The sequence below is a fragment of the Paenarthrobacter sp. R1 genome (genome assembly GCF_030264015.1).
GTDB lineage: Bacteria > Actinomycetota > Actinomycetes > Actinomycetales > Micrococcaceae > Arthrobacter > Arthrobacter ureafaciens.
In genome coordinates, this window is sequence record NZ_CP127115.1 from 2,793,329 (window position 1) to 2,811,580 (window position 18,252).

14 protein-coding genes and 1 riboswitch are annotated in these 18,252 nt (G+C 64.7%); of the genes, 7 read left to right on the forward strand and 7 right to left on the reverse strand.

Translation table 11 applies throughout. From position 1 onward, the window contains the following. Position 1: 1 nt before the first annotated feature. The gene (locus tag QN084_RS13630; protein ID WP_021471150.1) at positions 2–751 is read left to right on the forward strand and encodes a 3-hydroxybutyrate dehydrogenase; all 750 of its coding nucleotides are present in this window, start codon (positions 2–4) and stop codon (positions 749–751) included. Positions 752–855: 104 nt separating this feature from the next. Here QN084_RS13630 and QN084_RS13635 read toward each other — a convergent pair whose 3' ends face one another. Beyond that, positions 856–2,295, reverse strand: coding sequence for an amino acid permease (locus tag QN084_RS13635; protein ID WP_069696087.1), 1,440 nt, complete (start codon positions 2,293–2,295; stop codon positions 856–858). 265 nt (positions 2,296–2,560) lie between these two features. Between QN084_RS13635 and QN084_RS13640 the strand changes: the two genes are divergently transcribed. After that, entirely contained in the window at positions 2,561–3,361 is an 801-nt protein-coding gene (locus QN084_RS13640) for an IclR family transcriptional regulator (RefSeq protein ID WP_062094797.1), read from the forward strand. 10 nt (positions 3,362–3,371) lie between these two features. On the opposite strand, the gene QN084_RS13645 is transcribed toward QN084_RS13640, so the two are convergent. Beyond that, positions 3,372–3,803: an SRPBCC family protein gene (locus QN084_RS13645; RefSeq protein WP_021471147.1), complete on the reverse strand. Its 432-nt coding sequence runs from the start codon at positions 3,801–3,803 to the stop codon at positions 3,372–3,374. A gap of 229 nt (positions 3,804–4,032) precedes the next feature. Here QN084_RS13645 and hutU point away from each other — a divergent pair, with 229 nt between their 5' ends. From hutU to QN084_RS13660, 3 genes are all read left to right on the forward strand, one after another. Continuing rightward, the gene (gene hutU / locus QN084_RS13650; protein WP_021471146.1) at positions 4,033–5,754 is read left to right on the forward strand and encodes a urocanate hydratase; all 1,722 of its coding nucleotides are present in this window, start codon (positions 4,033–4,035) and stop codon (positions 5,752–5,754) included. Then, positions 5,755–7,347: a histidine ammonia-lyase gene (gene hutH / locus QN084_RS13655; RefSeq protein ID WP_021471145.1), complete on the forward strand. Its 1,593-nt coding sequence runs from the start codon at positions 5,755–5,757 to the stop codon at positions 7,345–7,347. 188 nt (positions 7,348–7,535) lie between these two features. After that, on the forward strand, positions 7,536–7,784 hold the full coding sequence (locus QN084_RS13660) for a hypothetical protein (RefSeq protein ID WP_021471144.1): 249 nt from the start codon (positions 7,536–7,538) through the stop codon (positions 7,782–7,784). A 195-nt stretch (positions 7,785–7,979) separates the two neighbouring features. Here QN084_RS13660 and QN084_RS13665 read toward each other — a convergent pair whose 3' ends face one another. The 5 genes from QN084_RS13665 to QN084_RS13685 all read right to left on the reverse strand — a co-directional run bounded on the left by QN084_RS13665 (position 7,980) and on the right by QN084_RS13685 (position 16,296). Beyond that, positions 7,980–8,201, reverse strand: coding sequence for a hypothetical protein (locus tag QN084_RS13665; protein WP_021471143.1), 222 nt, complete (start codon positions 8,199–8,201; stop codon positions 7,980–7,982). A 103-nt stretch (positions 8,202–8,304) separates the two neighbouring features. Beyond that, entirely contained in the window at positions 8,305–13,206 is a 4,902-nt protein-coding gene (locus tag QN084_RS13670; protein ID WP_069696086.1) for an NAD-glutamate dehydrogenase, read from the reverse strand. A 67-nt stretch (positions 13,207–13,273) separates the two neighbouring features. After that, entirely contained in the window at positions 13,274–13,765 is a 492-nt protein-coding gene (locus QN084_RS13675) for a hypothetical protein (protein WP_021471141.1), read from the reverse strand. Between the two features lie 65 nt (positions 13,766–13,830). Continuing rightward, complete coding sequence (gene hutG / locus QN084_RS13680) at positions 13,831–14,778, reverse strand: formimidoylglutamase (protein WP_069696085.1); 948 nt, start codon at positions 14,776–14,778, stop codon at positions 13,831–13,833. 75 nt (positions 14,779–14,853) lie between these two features. Further along, positions 14,854–16,296 (reverse strand): NCS2 family permease, encoded by a 1,443-nt coding sequence (locus tag QN084_RS13685; protein ID WP_021471139.1) that lies wholly within the window; start codon positions 16,294–16,296, stop codon positions 14,854–14,856. 113 nt (positions 16,297–16,409) lie between these two features. Here QN084_RS13685 and QN084_RS13690 point away from each other — a divergent pair, with 113 nt between their 5' ends. Further along, positions 16,410–17,048 (forward strand): copper resistance CopC family protein, encoded by a 639-nt coding sequence (locus QN084_RS13690; protein WP_021471138.1) that lies wholly within the window; start codon positions 16,410–16,412, stop codon positions 17,046–17,048. Between the two features lie 179 nt (positions 17,049–17,227). Further along, positions 17,228–17,390, forward strand: a riboswitch (cyclic di-AMP (ydaO/yuaA leader). Between the two features lie 3 nt (positions 17,391–17,393). Then, a complete protein-coding gene (locus QN084_RS13695; protein ID WP_069696084.1) occupies positions 17,394–18,179 on the forward strand; it encodes an NlpC/P60 family protein in 786 nt (261 codons plus the stop codon). Positions 18,180–18,252: the final 73 nt, after the last annotated feature.

Below are 18,252 nucleotides of genomic sequence, written 5' to 3' on the forward strand. Positions count from 1 at the left end.
GATGGACAACACCTTGAATGGCCGCAAGGCTCTGGTGACCGGGGGCGCGAGCGGAATCGGGGCCGCCTGTGCGCGGGCACTCGCCGCCCGCGGGGCCAAAGTAGTAGTGGCCGACGTCGACGCCTCCGGGGCAGGGAAACTCGCCGACGAGCTGGGCGGTACCGCGTGGGAAATCGACCTGCTCGACACCGACGCGCTCGCCGCGCTCAGCATCGACTGCGACATCCTGGTCAATAACGCCGGGATCCAGAAGGTTGCGCCCATCGAGGAGTTCGACCCCGCAGAGTTCCGGCGAATTGTGGCCCTGATGCTGGAAGCGCCGTTCCTGCTGATCCGCGCAGCCCTGCCGCACATGTATGCCAACGGTTTCGGGCGGATCATCAACATCTCCTCGGTCCACGGGCTGCGGGCCTCGGCGTACAAGAGCGCCTACGTTTCGGCCAAGCACGGGCTCGAAGGGCTCAGCAAGGTCACTGCCCTGGAGGGCGGGGAGCGCGGGGTGACGTCCAACTGCATCAACCCCGGCTACGTCCGCACGCCCCTCGTGGAGCGGCAGATCGCCGACCAGGCGAGGCTCCACGGCATCCCTGAAGCCGAGGTGCTCGCCAAGGTGATGCTGACGGAGTCCGCGGTGAAACGGTTGGTGGAGCCTTCCGAGGTGGCGTCGCTGGCGGCCTGGCTGGCCTCCGACGACGCCGGAATGGTCACCGGCGCGAGCTACACCATGGATGGCGGCTGGTCAGCGAGGTAACGCACCCGCACCCCCGCCCTTCACTCCCCGCGAGGTGACAGTTAATGCCAATGTTCGCGTCGAACATTGGCATTAACTGTCACCTCGGCGCGGGGAAGATGGGATCACACAGTCTCGTCGACCAACTCGGCCCGGCGGAGGCCACCACCGCGGACCCACAGCTTGTAGGCCACGAACAGGAGGCCCAGCCAGGTGGCGCCTACGTAGAGGGCAACGCGGGTGTCCTCGAAGACACCAAGGATCACGATCACCATGGCCATGAAAGCGATGGTCAGGATCGAGGCGACCGGCCACAACGGGGAACCGAATTCCGACGCCGGCAGGTCCTTCCGCTTGATCTCACGCTTCATGGCCACGTGTGATGCCAGGATCATGACCCACACCCACACCGTGGCGAACGTGGCGATGGAAGCGATTACCACGAACACGTCCTCGGGAATCATGGCGTTCAGGACGACGCCCACCAGCAGGATGCCACCCATCATCACCACGGTCATCCAAGGAACGCCATGCCGGGAAATCTTGCCGAAGCTCTTGGGCGCGTGGCCCTGCTGGGCCAGGCCGAAGAGGATGCGTCCGGCTCCGAAGATGTCGCTGTTGATGGCGGACAATGCTGCCGTGATCACCACGGCGTTGAGGATATGGGGTGCGGCCGGAATGCCAAGTCCGTCGAAGATCTGGACGAAGGGGCTGCCGCTGCTGCCGATCTCGTTCCACGGGAAGATGCTCATCAGCACTCCGAGGGTGAGGACGTAGAAGAGCAGCACGCGGACGGGAACGGTGTTCACTGCCTTCGGGATGACCTTCTTGGGGTCGGCGGCCTCGCCCGCGGTAATGCCGATCGTTTCGATCCCGCCGAAGGCAAACATCACGACGGCGAACGCGGCCAGGAGGCCCTCGAAACCGTTCGGGAACAAACCGCCGTGCTCCACCAGGTTCCCCAACCCCGGTGCCACGCCTCCGCCGTCGTTCCCCGACTGGAAGCCGAAGGCGATGATGGCTGCGCCGCCAACGATCATGGCGATAATCGCCACAACCTTGATGAGCGAGAACCAGAACTCGAGCTCGCCGAAGACCTTCACGCTCAACAGGTTCAGGGCGCCGAGGAAGAGAATGATCGCCAGGATCCAGATCCATCTATCCACCTGCGGGAACCAGAAGCCCATATAGATGCTGAAGGCCGTGACGTCGGCGATGGCAACGATGGCCATCTCGAAGACGTATGTCCATCCCGTCACGAAGCCCGCGAACGGTCCGAGGTACCGGCTGGCGTACTGGCCGAAGGAGCCGGAGACCGGGTGCCGGACGGCCATTTCGCCCAGGGCCCGCATCACCATGAACACCGCGGCACCGCCGATGATGTAGGCGAGGAGGACGGCGGGTCCGGCTTTTTGGATGGCCGAGGCCGAACCGTAGAAGAGCCCGGTGCCGATGGCTGATCCGAGTGCCATGAAGCGGATATGGCGGACGTTGAGGCCACGGCTGAGTGCCGAACCTGCAGCTTGGAGGGCAGGGGTCTCCACAGCCAGCTTGGTTTGTTGCATGGTAAAACCTTCTCGTCTTTGGGAGGGGATCGCTATCCAGCAGATCACTTTTGACCCGCTTGTGATCGGATTCACGGCGGTTTGCTGTCTTCGATCGCAGACACTTGGGTAAATGCGCACATGGTCTGGTATCCCGGACGCGTCCCGGTCCCCAATGCTGGCCACGATGCCCGGAAGGGGAGCATCCTTAAGTACGGGATACCGGACAAGCAGGAACTTTCGCCTCCTGAAGGAACCCCCAAGAACACCCGAGCAATGAGGCAACATGACATCCACGCCACTGGCAACCGGAAAATCCAAGGTCCCGGCCGCAGAGAACACCCTGCGCATCCTCAAGCTGCTGGCTTCCCGCCGCGGACCCATGGCGGCGTCGAACATAGCCACCGCGCTCGGCCTGCCGCGTTCCAGCGTGTACCACCTTTTGGGTGTCATGGAGGCCAACGGCTTTGTGCTGCACCTCCACGAAGAACAGCGCTACGGGCTGGGGATCAGCGCCTTCGAGCTCAGCTCGGCCTACTCCCGGCAAGAGCCCTTGTCCCGGCTCGGACGGCCCATGTTGGCCTCCCTTGTTGACGCCATCGGCGAGAGTGCCCACCTTGCCGTCCTCCATGGCCGCGACGTGCTGTACATCGTTGAGGAACGCGCCAAGAACCGCCCCAGCCTGGTGACCGACGTCGGGGTCCGGTTACCCAGCCACCTCACCGCCAGCGGGCGGGCCATCCTGGCTGCGCTGCCGAAATCGCAGGTTCGTGCCCTGTACCCGAACGCTGCCGCCTTCACTTCGCGGCACGAAGTGGAATTTCCCATCATGAAGTACTCGGCCCTGTCCTCGCACTTGGACCAGGTCAGGCAGCGCGGATATGCCACCGAAAACGGCGAAGTGACACCGGGTTTCGGGTCCATCGCGGCTGCTGTTACGGACCATTTGGGATGGCCGACTGCGGCAGTCGCCGTGACGTTCCTGGAGGACAAAGTGCCGGCGGAGCAATGGCCGGTACTCGCTGCCCGCATCCGCAAGGCGGCCGACGAGTTGTCCGTCCGCATCCACGGCCGTCCGGCCGGTTGAGCTGAGCTGGCTAGCTCCGTGCTTCGCGTTCCACGATCTCCCGGAACGCCTCCAGTTCGCCGCGGAAGCTCCCGCGGTACGAGCCCAGGGAAAACAGCCGCCCAAAGATTCCCGCGATGAATCCCCGGGTCACGAACTCCTGGTTCAGCCGTGTGCCCGCACCTTCCGGCAGGAATGTCACATCCGATTCGCCCTTGAGGATCGCGTTTCCGAAGCGCGTCCGCAGGTGTTTGGGGCGCTCGACGGCAAGGACCTCGGTGGGGCTTGCCATCCGCCCGAACCACACCGTGTACCGGCTGCCGGGCTCATCAACTGAACCAACACGGTCTGTCACGCGGGTAACCCCTCCGATCCACTCCTTGAAGCGGTCCGCATCCGTCCAGGTGGCAAAGACCTGCTCCGGCGGCGCTGCGATGAAGGTCGAAACCTTGTAAGTTCCCATGCGTTCAGCATGCTCTTCTTCACCCCTGAATTCGAGATCCCCCGCACAACCCAACTGGCTCGCATTAGTGGTTGTTCTGAGCCCTCAAAACAACCACTAATGCGAGCTAGTTGGGTCTGTAATACCGGACAGCACCCATCCGAAAGCCGTTCCACGAGCGGAACGGAGGGGCTCTACTGGATACAGAAGATCTTTCAATCACAAAGTTCCACCGAGAGAAGGAGCCACCATGGCACCCGCCGATTTCACAACAGGAGCCCGCCCGGTCAAAGCCGCCCGCGGCACGGAGCTCACCGCCAAGTCCTGGCAGACCGAAGCACCGCTGCGCATGCTGATGAACAACCTCGACCCCGAGGTCGCCGAGCGCCCTGACGATCTGGTGGTTTACGGCGGCACCGGCCGGGCCGTCCGTTCCTGGGATGCCTTCGACGCCATCACCCGGACCCTGGAAACCATGGAGAAGGACGAGACCCTTCTGGTCCAGTCCGGCAAGCCGGTGGGCGTGTTCCGCACCAACGAATGGGCGCCGCGCGTGCTGCTGGCCAACTCCAACCTGGTGGGGGACTGGGCAACGTGGCCGGAGTTCCGCCGGCTCGAGGCCGAGGGCCTGACCATGTACGGGCAGATGACTGCCGGTTCATGGATCTACATCGGCACCCAGGGCATCCTGCAGGGCACCTACGAGACCTTTGCCGCCGTCGGACGCAAGCTCGCTGAAGAGGGCCGCGTGGCCGCGGGGGCCGAGTCCGAGGGGCCGCTGGCCGGGACGCTGACCCTGACCGGCGGTTGTGGTGGCATGGGCGGCGCCCAGCCGCTCGCCGTCACGCTGAACGACGGCGCATGCCTGATCGTCGACGTCGACGAGACCCGCCTGCGCCGCCGCGCCGGCAAGCGCTACCTCGACGAGGTGGAAACCGACCTGGACACCGCCATCGCCAAGGTGCTCAAGGCCAAGGAAGAACGCCGCGGCTGGTCCGTGGGCTATGTGGGCAACGCCGCCGAGGTGTTCCCGGAACTGCTCCGCCGCCACAAGGCAGGCGAACTGACGATCGACATCGTCACTGACCAGACCTCCGCCCACGATCCGCTGTCCTACCTGCCCGAGGGCATCACGGTGGAAGAGTGGCACACCGAGGCTGCAGCCGACCCGGAGGGCTTCACCAAGAAGGCCCAGGCCTCCATGGCCCGCCACGTACAGGCCATGGTGGAATTCCAGGACGCCGGGGCCGAGGTCTTCGACTACGGCAACTCCATCCGCGACGAAGCCCGTAAGGGTGGCTACAGCCGGGCCTTCGAGTTCCCCGGATTCGTCCCGGCCTACATCCGGCCGCTGTTCTGCGAAGGCCTTGGCCCGTTCCGCTGGGTGGCGCTCTCCGGAGACCCGGAAGACATCCGCGTCACTGACGAGGCCATCAAGGAACTGTTCCCCGAGAACAAGCACCTGCACAAGTGGATCGACGCCGCCGCCGAGCGCGTGGAGTTCGAAGGCCTCCCGGCCCGCATCTGCTGGCTTGGCTATGGCGAGCGCCATAAGGCCGGCCTGCTCTTCAACAAGCTCGTGGCCGAAGGCAAGGTCAAGGCCCCGATCGTGATCGGCCGCGACCACCTGGACTCCGGTTCCGTCGCGTCTCCGTACCGCGAGACCGAGGCCATGAGGGACGGCTCGGACGCGATCGCCGACTGGCCGCTCCTGAACGCACTCACCGCGGCGTCCTCGGGCGCCACCTGGGTATCCATCCACCACGGCGGCGGCGTGGGAATCGGTCGCTCCATCCACACCGGCCAGGTCTCCGTGGCCGACGGCACCGAACTTGCTGCGGCAAAGCTGACCGCACTCCTGACCAACGACCCCGGCATGGGCGTCATCCGCCACGCCGACGCAGGCTACGAACGCGCCATTGAGGTAGCCAAGGAACGCGGCGTCCGCATCCCCATGAATGAAGGTAAGTAAATGACTATAACCTCGAACGAACAACTCACGGTGACCCTCGGCTCCAGCGGGGTAACCCCGGAAGACGTCGTCGCCGTCGCACGCCATGGCGCCAAGGTGACCGTGTCCCAGGAAGCCCTGGACACCGTCGCCAAGGTCCGTGCCCACATTGACGGGCTCGCCACCAGCGACGTCCCCGCCTATGGCATCTCCACGGGCTTCGGCGCGCTGGCCAACCGCCACATCCCCAACGACCTCCGCACCCAGTTGCAGAAGTCGCTGATCCGCAGCCACGCTGCCGGCATGGGACCCGCGGTGGAGCGGGAAGTCATCCGCGGCATCATGTTCCTCCGCGCCAAGACCCTCGCGTCCGGCCGGACGGGTGTCCGTCCCGTGGTTCTGCAGACCATGGTGGATGTCCTCAATGCAGGCATCACCCCGGTGGTCCGCGAGTTCGGTTCGTTGGGCTGCTCCGGCGACCTCGCACCGCTGTCCCACTGTGCGCTGGTTCTCATGGGTGAGGGCGAAGCAACAGGGCCCGACGGCGAACTGTACGGCGCCGAGGGCAAGGCACCTGTTGCTGAGCTGCTCGCGCAGCACGGCATCGAGCCGGTCACGCTCGCTGAGAAGGAGGGCCTGGCCCTCGTCAACGGCACCGAGGGCATGCTGGGAATGCTGCTCATGGCCATCGCCGATCTCCGCGTCCTGCTGGCGACGGCCGATGTCACCGCAGCCCTCAGCGTGGAGGCCCTCCTTGGCACTGACCAGGTATTCCTTCCCGAGCTGCACGCAGCCCTGCGTCCCCACCCGGGCCAGGCTGCCAGCGCGGACAACATGCTCCGGGTGCTGTCCAACTCACCGATCGTGGCTTCCCACCGGATCAACGACACCAAGGTTCAGGACGCCTACTCGCTCCGTTGCGCACCGCAGGTTGCCGGAGCAGTCCGCGACACCGTGGACCATGCCGCCTTGGTGGCTTCCCGCGAACTCGCCGCAGCCATCGACAACCCGGTGGTCCTTCCCGACGGCCGTGTAACGTCCAACGGCAACTTCCACGGCGCACCCGTGGCCTACGTGCTGGACTTCCTTGCCATCGCTGTTGCTGACCTCAGCTCCATTGCCGAGCGACGCACGGACCGCATGCTGGATCCGGCCCGTTCCCACGGCCTCCCGGCATTTCTTGCCGCGGATCCGGGCGTGGATTCGGGCCTGATGATTGCCCAGTACACGCAGGCCGGCCTTGTTTCCGACAACAAGCGGCTCGCTGTTCCGGCGTCGGTGGACTCCATACCGAGCTCCGCCATGCAGGAGGATCACGTCTCCATGGGCTGGCACGCGGCGCGGAAGCTGCGCAAGGCCGTGGAGAACCTCCGGCGGGTGCTCGCCGTCGAACTGGTCACCAGCGCACGCGCCCTGGACATCCGGACGCAGCTCTCCGACGGCGAACTCACCCCGGGTCCGGCGGGTACCGCCGTGATCGGGGTGCTTCGGGAAGTGGTGCAGGGGCCGGGCACGGACCGGTTCCTGTCGCCCGAACTGGAAGCGGCTGACCGCCTGGTTGGCTCCGGTGCGGTCCGCGCGGCCGCCGAATCCGCCGTCGGGGTTTTGGCCTGACGTCGAATAAAACGCTCATTTGAGCGGCAAATTTGTCACGCCCCGGAAATTGTTCGCAACGCAACGTCCGGGGCGTGGCAAATGTAGTAATACTTATGGTGTACGTCACGTCCGGCGACAACGGTGTCCCGGGCTTGACGGTCAAGTGAATAACTAACAGAGAACATCCACAAAGGGGTAGAAGTTCAATGAAGGCACGGGGAGCAGTACTTTCCAGAAGAAGCGCACACGCGGCAACGGTTGCCGACTGGAGGCAGCTGAAGGTCGGGGAGCGGGTGGAAGTCATCAAGTACGCCCACGTGATCGCAGCCGGTCTGGTGGAAGAGGTCTCCCTGAGCGGCAACGTGTTGTGGCTCGAGCATTCGGGACCCGGCGTCACCGAAGAGGGCAAGGAACTTTTCATGAAGTCCGACGGCGTGATCCTCCGCCGCGCCTAAGCACCCTCCTTCACCCAAGCGCCCAAGCACCCAACTAGGTCGCATTACCGCGCGTTTTGAACGCTCAAAACGCGCGGTAATGCGACCTGGATGGGTGCCGCTTGACCGACAAACCGGGGCCTGTCCCTTCCGCGGGTAGTAGTGCGGAAGGGACAGGCCCCGGTTGTGTTTCGCTGCGAGCTGCTGAAGAGCGGCTCAGGCAGCGAGGACTTCGTGGGTCTGACCGAAGGGAACGGATTCGTCCAGGGCCACGGTGTAGGTGCCGGGCTCGTGCCGGGTCACCAGGATGCCGCAGTTGGCGTCTGCAGCGGCGCTCTCAATGAGGGCATCCACGGCACGGTCAAGTCCGTCGTGGATTTCGTCTGCCTTCGAAAAGGACAGGCGAATCTCGCGTTCTACTGTCGTAGCAGTGGTCATTTGGGGGCCTCCTCTTACTTGTCGCATGCGAGGGCGACCCGACAATCATAAAACCTTCAAGCCAATTATTTGTAAGATGACTGGCAACCATGTGATCCGTGTCTCATCTCCGGACCATTGCCCGGAGCAGTTTAACGGCCACTGACAGGGCTGCGATATCCATGGGTCCGGGCTTGATCGCCTCTTGGATGGTCTCCTGGATCCGCGTCAGTTGTTCGATGTTTCCGCGCTCCCAGTCCATGATCCGCTCCACGGGGTCATGGGCAGCAGCCGGGGAACGGGGTGTGTGGCGGACAACCGCCCGGGTCATGTCCGCCAGCACGAGGTACATGTCGTCCCGCAGGGCAGCACGCGCAAGGGATTCCCAGTGGGTGTCACGGGGGAGCCGGGTGATGTGCTGCAGCAGACGGATGGCCGAGATCCGCTCGAACACGGCAAAGTACACCTCGGCCACAGCCTCTGCGGGTTCCTGAAGCTCTTCGGCAATCGCCGCGATGTCCAGCAGCCCGTAGCTGACCAGCAACTCGGAGGCACGGAGCCCCAGCTGATGAGGCAGCCCCACGGCGTCCGAGTGGGCAAGAAGGTCCAGCGAAAAGCTCAAGTTGAATCCATGCAGGAAGCGCGTGAAGTTTGACCGCATCAATGCCATGGGGCTTTCCAGTCGGGCAAACGCATCGGCTACGGGCTTGTCGCGGAAGTCGTGGGTGACGTACCAACGCACTGAACGGTCCAGCAGGCGTCGCATGTCCAAAGCGACCGCCGCTCCATGCTCAGTGGGGATGTTCGCTGGAATTGCCGCTATTGCCTCTGTCACCGCATCAAAATCCCAGATCCGGCGCATGACGACGAATCCACGGGCCACTGCCGCAGCGGACACGGTGGTTTCCTCCATGGCCCTGAAGGCGAAGGAAATCCCGCCCATGTTGATCATGTCGTTGGCTACCACCGTGGCCACGATTTCCCGGCGGAGGGGATGGGTGGCAAGGTGCTCGCCGAACCTTTCGGAGAGCTGCTTGGGGAAGTAGGAATGGAGGGTTTGCGAGAACCACGGATCATCGGCCAGTCCACCGTCGGTCAGCTCCCGGGCGAGCTCGATCTTGGCGTAGGCCGCCAGCACTGCCAGTTCCGGGGTGGTCAGGCCCTTGCCCGTAAGGACCCGGGCGCGCAGCTCTTCGTTGGACGGCAGGGATTCCAGTTTCCGGTCCATGTCCGTCACCGATTCCAGCCAGTCCATGGTCCGTTCGAAGCTGGGGCTCCACTCCAGGGCCAGCTGTTTGTCGTTGACCAGGAGGGTGTTCTGGTGGTCGTTGGTTTTCAGGACGAGCCGCCCAACTTCGGTTTGGAGGTCCTGCAGGAACGCCGTGCGTTCGGCCGCGGGCATCCTTCCGGCGGAGATCATGCGGTCAAGGAAGATCTTGATGTTCACCTCGTGGTCCGAGCATTCAACCCCGGCGGAATTGTCGATCGCATCCGTGTTCACGAGGATCCCGGCCAGGGCAGCTTCGATCCTGCCGCGCTGGGTCACGCCAAGGTTCCCGCCCTCGGCGATGATGTGCGTGCGGAGCTGCGTGGCATCCACGCGGATAGCGTCGTTGGACTTGTCTCCCACGTCCGCGTTGGTTTCCGTGGAAGCCTTCACGTAGGTTCCGATCCCGCCGTTGTACACGAGGTCCACCGGTGCCGTTAGTACGGCGCGCAGAAGCTCCGGCGGGGTCATCGCCGTCGTGTTTTCCTGCAGGCCCAAGGCAACGCGCACTTGTTCGCTGATCCGGATGGACTTTTCCGAGCGGGCGAACACGCCACCGCCGGGGCTCAGTTTGCTGGCATCGTAGTCCGCCCAGGACGAGCGGGGCAGTGTGAAGAGCCTCTCCCGTTCCGCGTAGGAAGCAAGCGGGTCAGGGTTGGGGTCCAGGAAGATGTGCCGGTGGTCGAACGCTGCCACCAGCTTGATGTGGTTGGACAGGAGCATGCCGTTGCCGAAGACGTCACCGCTCATGTCCCCGATCCCCACCACGGTGAAGTCTTCTGCGCGGGAGTCGATCATCAGTTCACTGAAATGGTGGCGTACCGATTCCCAGGCGCCCCGGGCGGTGATGCCCATCTGCTTGTGGTCGTAGCCCACGGATCCGCCGGACGCGAAGGCATCACCCAGCCAGAAGCCGTACTCCGCTGCTATGGCGTTGGCGAGGTCGGAGAAGGCGGCCGTCCCCTTGTCCGCGGCAACCACAAGGTAGTAGTCGTCGCCGTCGTGCCTCACCACCCGGGGCGGTGGCACGACGCGGCCGGCCGGTCCGCCGTCGGGATCCGGCACCAGGTTGTCCGTCACGTCCAGCAGGCCACGGATGAAAGTGCGGTAACTTTGCTGGCCCTCGGCGAGCCACGCGGCCCGGTCTTCCGCCGGGTCCGGGAGCCGTTTGGGGAAGAACCCGCCTTTGGCGCCGGTAGGGACGATCACCGCGTTCTTCACGGTCTGTGCCTTCACCAGTCCCAGGACTTCCGTGCGGAAATCCTCCCGCCGGTCCGACCAGCGCAAACCTCCCCGCGCGATCGCTCCAAAGCGCAAGTGAACGCCCTCGACGCGTGGCGAGTACACCCAGATCTCAAACTTCGGCCGCGGTGCCGGCGCAGCAGGGATACCGGCGGGGCTGACCTTGAAACTGAGGCAGGGCCTGTCCAGGTAGAAGTTGGTCCGCAGGGTGGCCTCCACCAGGCTGGCCAGGGAACGCAACAGCCTGTCCGCATCAAGGACGGGGACGGCGTCGATGGCTTCGGCGAGCCTGGCCCGCGCTGCGTGGACGGCCTGTGTCCGGTGGCTCAGTTCACTGCTGCCCTCTTCAAACACATCCCCGTCGCCCGTGTGCGCACCCGGGTCCGGTTCGAACAGGTCAGCCGCGATCAGGTCCGGGTTGAATTTGGCTTCGAACAGTTCCAACAGCGCGCGGGTTGCCGCCGGGTTGGTCCGGAGGGTCTCCGCCATGAAGCTGTACGAATTGGCACTGCCCAATTGCCGCAAATACTTGGCATAGGCCCGCAGCACGGCAACATGCCGCCAACCCAGGCCCTCCCGAATGACCAACGCATCAAAGGCGTCCGACTCCGAGTCCCCGCGCATCGCCGCCTGGAACGCCACGGCGAGCAAATGACCCGTTGCGACGGGATCCACGCCCCGCGGGTACTTCAAGCCCAGGTCGTAGAGGAAGAACTGCCTTCCATCGGCCCGCTGGACATCGAACGGCCGTTGGTCCAGCACTTGGAGACCCAGATTGTGGAACAACGGGAGGATCTGGGTGAGGCTCTTGGGCCGGGTCAGGTAAAGGCGCACGCGGGCGTCCTCAGCCAGGACTGCGGTGCCCGGACGGGTGTACACGGACAAGATGGGGTCCTGTTCATCCTCGCCGGGAAGGAAACTCTCAAACCGCGCGATGTCCGCTACCGCGTCCTCCACTTCATAGTCCGCTTTGTAGCTGGCTGGAAAAGCAGCGGCCCACAGCCCGGAAAGCCGGCCGGCCTCCTCCCGCGGGTAGGCGGCCTGAAGCGCCTCGTCCAGACCTTGGGCCCAGGAACGCGTGGCGGCAATGATGCGCTGCTCCAGCGCGGCGGAATCGACGACGGCGGATGGCGCCTCGTGCGGGCCGGCGCCAGGTGGGGGTGTGCCGGCGTCTGCTCTGTGCTGGCTGGATCCTGACGGCGCCGCCGGGAGCAGGATCCGGAAGAAGACCCTGGCCATTGCGGATTCGCCCAAGCGCAACTCGAACTCGATGTCATCCGAGCCGAACGCTTCACGCAGTTCCCGTTCGATGTTCAGGCGAACGGCTGTGTTGTAACGACGGCGCGGTAGGAACACCAAAGCAGTCATGAACCGGCCGAACGAATCGGGACGAAGGAACAGCCGGGTGCTGTGCAGCTCCTGCAAGCGGAGAATCTCCCGGGCGTGCAGGGCCAACTGCGATGCCTCTATGTGGAACAGCTCGTCCCGTGGGTAGGCGTCCATCACGGCCAGGAGTTCCTTGCCGTGATGCGATGAGGCCGGGTAGCCCAAAGTCCGCAACGCCTCGGACACGGTGTCCCGGATGACAGGGATCTCCAGCACCGGGTGGGCCGAGGAGTTGGGCGAGAACAAACCCACGAAGGTGTGTTCCCGGGCGGCGGGCGTCCTTACCGTTACTTCGTCGAGGTAGGCATGACGGAGGACCGTGGAACGTTTGGTGGACTTGGTGAGCGTTAGGAGTGGGCCCTGCACCGTGGTGGGACTGTTGGGGTCTCCGGGCTCGCGCAGGATCCCCAGGCCGCCGCTCTGCCCGGTCGATCCGCCGGACCCGCCGGAGCCGCCGGCCCGGTAGCCCAGGAAGACGAAGTTTCCCGCGTCCAACCACCGCAGCAGCTGCTGTGCTTCACGGGAATCCTTCACTGCATCTTCGCCCGAGCCAGTGCCTGCTTCCAGTTCCGCGAGTGTCCGCTCCAAACCTGCGTGCATGGCGTCGGCATCTTCCGCGGCGGCCTGCACATCCTTCAACACGGCATGTATCCGGGCAGTCAGGAGTTCGGTGCCGTCCTCGTCCGCCAAGCGCGGGATGTCCAGCGCCATCCACGCTTCGGTGCGGTCGCCGTCGTCGTGCGTTGCCGGGGAAGGCGCCACCCCGGTGGGCAATCCCGTGCGGTGCGGACCGCTGCGGATTCGGGTGAGCCGGTGCGTTGCAGGGTCCCGTTCGACGCGGAACACCGGATGGACCAGGAGCCGGATGGACGAGGTGTCCCGGGCAATCTCGGCCGTGACGGAGGGGAGAAGGTACGGCAGGTCGTCCGCGACGATCGCCACCACGCTGGAATCGGTCTCGTGGAGGATGCCTACCAGGGCCTGCCCGGGCTCGCGGCGCTCGGCCAGTGTCCGATGGTAGCGGGCCCGCTCAAGGAGTGTCTCCGGAGTGTAATTGCGGACGTCGTCGTCCGATACGTGTTCGTAGTAGTCGGTCAGGAACCCATCGGCCGGCTCATTCCCGGGTGCCATGCTTTCATGATCGCCCTAAACCCCGCGAGATGACACTTAATGGCAATGTTTGGGCCGGACATTGCCATTAAATGCCATCTCGAGTTGCGGGACGACGTACGGGCCTGTGACCCAGCTTCGCCACGCCTGCGCCAATCAGCAACGTGAGAATGGCCGCGGCGGCGTGGGTGTAGAGCATCAGGTCCGCCCCGTGGACGGCGCCGCCACCGGACACTGCGGCAGGGAGGTCCGCGGGGATCTGCCCCGTGCCGTGCAGGTGGTCCAGGGAACCGAGGCCGGGAAAGGAACCACCCAAGGCATCGAAGCCGAAGAACAGCACTTGCTGCGCCGCCCCGGAGATGAGCAGCAGCAAGATGGGTCCGTGGATCCAGTGTGTGATCAGCTGGGCCGCCAAGGCAGACAAAGCCACGAATCCCAGCAGGATGGGGATGGCCGGGGCGCTTCCACCGGAAACAACGTGGGCGCCCAGACCCAGGGCAACGGCCACCGGTCCGGCCACCCAGGACCACTTATTCCGGACAGTGCCCTTTCGCGGAACATCCACAGGAGTCGTGCTCATCGCCATCCTTCCCTCCACAAGGCTATGGGGATGATGTGCCCAGCAAAAGGGTTAGCCAAACACAGTTAGGCCAGCAGCGTGTTCACCAACCGAGCAGCCACCTTGGCGGTACGCCCGTCAATGTCGAACTCAGGATTCAATTCCGCCACATCAAGATGCACAAGCTTCCCGCTGGCGGCCACTTGCTTGCAGACGGCGCTGATCACCGGCAGCGGCACTCCGTACGCGGCCGGAGCGCTGACGCCGGGCGCCACCGCTGCGGGCATCACATCAAGGTCGATCGTCAAGTAAAGGACGTCGATGCCTGCCAGGAAATCGGCCACGAACGTCTCCACGACCTCCGGCGCGCACCCCTCGTCCAATAGATACTTCACGCCCAGCCGCTCCGCTGTGTCGAACAGGGTCCGCGTGTTGTTGGGTTCGGAAATACCGACGACGGCGTACTGCAGTTCCCGGCCAGCGGCGGCTTCCTCCTGGGCCATCTGGAGGAACGGCGTTCCCGAGCTCGGGACGGGCTCGTCGCGCAGGTCAAAGTGGGCGTCAAGGTTCAGCACACCCAGCCGTTTGCCGCGCAGGACTTCGGAGCCGGCCACCCCCAGGTAGCTGGCGAACGCGGTTTCGTGGCCCCCGCCAAGCACAACGGTGAGGTTGCCGGCGTCGAGCAGTCCGGAGATGGCACGTCCGGCGCGTGCCTGGCCGTCCTCCAGCTGGTCGCCCTCCACCACCACGTCACCGGCGTCGAACACCTCCCGGTCCAGGTGGAACGCCAGCGGACCAAGCGCCGCACGGATCGCGGCCGGAGCCGCGGCAGCACCCACCCGCCCCTTGTTGCGGCGAACCCCTGCGTCGCTGCAGAAGCCCAGTACGACGGCGGAGCGCACGCCGGCAGCGGCGGTCCCGGCAGCGTGGGGAGCCACAGCTTGCCACCACCGGCGGTGCTCGGGGCCGTCGCCGTCGAAGCGGCCGGTCCACGCGGTGGGGGTGACGTCTACGGCGGGGGCGCTGGTTTCCATGGTTTAAGCACACCGGACCCGGACTGCCAATGCCAGCAGTTCCGGGCCCGGAGTGTCTGTAATACCGGAATGAGGTTACTTCACCCCGAGCAGTTCCTCCACGGTGCCGATGCCGAAGAACAGCAGGAATGCGGCAGCCACAGCCCACATCAAGGGGTGTACCTCGCGGGCGCGGCCCTGGAACGTGCGGATCAGGACGTAGGAGATGAAGCCTGCGCCGAGGCCGTTGGCGATCGAGTAGGTGAACGGCATGAGGGCGATGGTCAGGAACGCCGGGATGCCGACGCCCCAGTCCTGCCAGTCGATCTTGCCCACCTGCGAAACCATCATGAAGCCCACCACAACAAGGGCGGGCGCAACGGCTTCGAAGGGAACCAGGTTGATCAACGGCGTAAAGAACATGGCCACCAGGAACAGGACACCGGTGACGATCGAGGCCAGGCCGGTCCGGGCGCCTTCGCCAATGCCGGCGCCGGATTCGACGAAGATCTGGTTGGAGGACACCGAAGCTCCGCCACCCACAATCGCGCCGAGCGCATCAACCTGGAGAACGCGGTCCACATTGGGGATGTTGCCGTGCTCATCCACGGTTCCGGCCTCATTGGCCAGGCCCACCATGGTGCCCATGGCGTCGAAGAAGATGCTGAGCAGGATCACGAAGGCCAGCAGGGCGGCACCGATGAAGCCAAGGTGTTCGAAGGCGCCAAAGGGGTTGGCCTTGCCGATCAGGGAAAGGTCCGGAGCGCCCCACTCGGACACTTTGGGCGCCACGAGCGACCAGCCACGGGGGTTGATGGTGGTGCCGTCGTTGCTCGGGCCGATATGCAGGGTGAATTCAAGGATCGCAGCCAGCGCGGTGGAGACGATGATGCCGATCAGGATGGCACCGCGTACCTTGCGCACCACCAGCGCGATGGTGAGGACCAGGCCGACCGCGAACACCAGCGTCGGCCAGCCCAGGAGTTTGCCGTCCACGCCCAGGCCCAGCGGAACGGTGGTTCCGGCGGCGTCGGGGATGCGGCGCACGAAGCCGGCGTTGACCAGGCCGATCAGCGCAATGAAGAGACCGATGCCCACCACGATCGCGGTCTTGAGCGCCTCGGGGACGGCCTTGAAGACGGCGGTCCGGAACCCGGTGAGGACAAGGATCAGCATGGTCAGGCCGGAGAGGACCACCAGGCCCATCATGTCCGGCCATGTCAGGCCCGGGTGCGAGGCGACGGTGACGGCCACGAACGCGTTGACGCCCAGACCTGTGGCTACGGCAAAGGGATGCTTGGCCCAAGCACCCATGAGGATGGTCAGGATGCCTGCCACGAAGGCCGTGGTGGCGGCGACGGCCGTGAAGCCCAGCGATGCCCCGCTCGAGTCAGCCCCCGACAGGATGAGGGGGTTCAGGACCACGATGTAGCTCATGGCAAAGAAGGTCGCGAAGCCGCCACGGATTTCCCGCGAATACGTGGATCCACGTTCGGAGATCTTGAAGTAGCGGTCGATTGCAGAACCCTGTTTAAGCATGGATGTCTCCGGGGATCGTGTGAGTGTGCTCTCAAATCCTATGCCCGCCCGTGCGGGGAGGCCTGACGATTCGCCTAGTCTGTAAGGAAGCCAACATTAGGAGAAACCGCCCCATGCGCACCATCCGCCCGCTCCTGGCCGCCGTCGTTGCTGCCCTCGCCTTCGCCTCGGCGCTGCTTTTCGGCGCCGCCCCGGCATCGGCGCACGACGCCGCAGAATCCACGAGTCCGGCCAGCGGAGCCACGGTTGCGGAAGTTCCGGCATCGGTCTCCGTCACGTTCAATAACCGGCCGCTGGCTATTGGTTCGGGCATGTCGGTGACCGCGGGCGGGGAGAACTGGGCGGACGGCGCCGTGCAAATCATCGACAACCAGGCGGTCCAAAAACTGCGCCCCGGCGCTCCGGCGGGCCAGTACACGGTGGTTTGGCGCGTCGTCAGCTCCGATTCGCACCCCATCGAGGGCACCTTTACGTTCACGGCAACAGCAGGAAGCACGACGTCGGAGGGGGCCACCGCGGGAGCCTCGCCGTCCGCGTCGGGCCAGGCAGGTTCGGGCACTGTTCCGAGCGCAGGAACTGCGGCCCCCGGAACCCCCGTCAGCGAACCCGCTCCGGACGCCTCCCAGCCGTTCCCGTGGAGCATCGTGGCGTTTGCTGCATTAGCTGTTGCGCTCGTTATTTTCCTGGCCGTTACAGCCCGTCGGAAATTGGCTGCCTCCAATGATGCCGAGGGCGATAAATCCGCGGAATGACGGGGTTTTCTACATACCTGCGAAAATCTCGAAACGGTTACTGCGACACGCTCGACGCCCACTTCTCGTTACTTAAATGTGACTTTGCCGTGATCATCGCGTACGGTAGTACCTGTGCCCGATCCGCATTCGGCGCACTTCCGGCCTGATTGCCTAGCTCTGCCGCAGGTCGGAATCCGTTCGCAGACATACCTACGGCAGAGACGGGGAACCCATTTTAGGCCGCCAATGAGCGCGCCTTGGGGTGAAGCCACGAAGCTTCCGCTGAACAGCGGTGGATAGTGGCCGGGTGACTCCCATCCGAATCCGACAGCTAACCTCGCAGGCATCGGGAGAGGCTCTTTCATGTCTTCACGCATTCTTCGCGGCCGTCGTAAGGCGGACAGCGTACGCCCCAATCCGTTCATCTCCATCTCCAAGGCAGTTGCCAGCAACGCTTCAGGCGCTGGCCGCCAGGCAGCCGTCATCGCTGCAGCTTCGGGTCTTGTCCTGACCGGTTCCATTGCTGCGCACGCTGCCGAAACTCCGGCACAGGCTCCGGTCCAGCGGGACTCCAGCCCCGCCACGGTTGCTGAAACCGTTGCCGAAACCCCCAACAAGGTTGTCACTGCCGCAGCAACGGCCACCGTCAACTTCGAGCGTCCCGCTGTTGCTTCCGTGGCAGCACCGGTCATCGAGAAGCCGGCTCCGGTTGTTGAGGCTCCCAAGAAGGCCGCAGCCAAGGCTGCTGCTCCCGCCGCTACCGCCACGGTTGCTGCTTCCGCACCTGCCGCTGCTGCTCCCGCAGCACCTGCCCCGGCACCCGCTGTTGGCGGCGTCAGCGCAGCAATGGTTGCCTCGGCTTACGCCCAGATCGGTGTCATGCAGGACTGCACCGCCATGGTCGAAAAGGCCCTCGGCTCCGCAGGTATCCCGGTGGGCGACCTTGCACCCATGCAATTCATGAACTACGGCAAGGTTGTCAGTGATCCCCAGCCCGGTGACATGATCGTCCAGTCCGGCCACGTTGCCATCTACATCGGCAATGGCCAGGCCATCTCCGGTGGCATCAACGGTAACCAGACCGGCATCCACCCGATCAGCTGGCTGACCGCAACCGGCCCGCTCACGTACGTCCGCGCCGGCGCATAAGCTTCACGCTTCACAAAAAGGCCGGCACCCCGGAGGTTTCTCCTCCCGGGGTGCCGGTTTTTTGGTTTAAGGC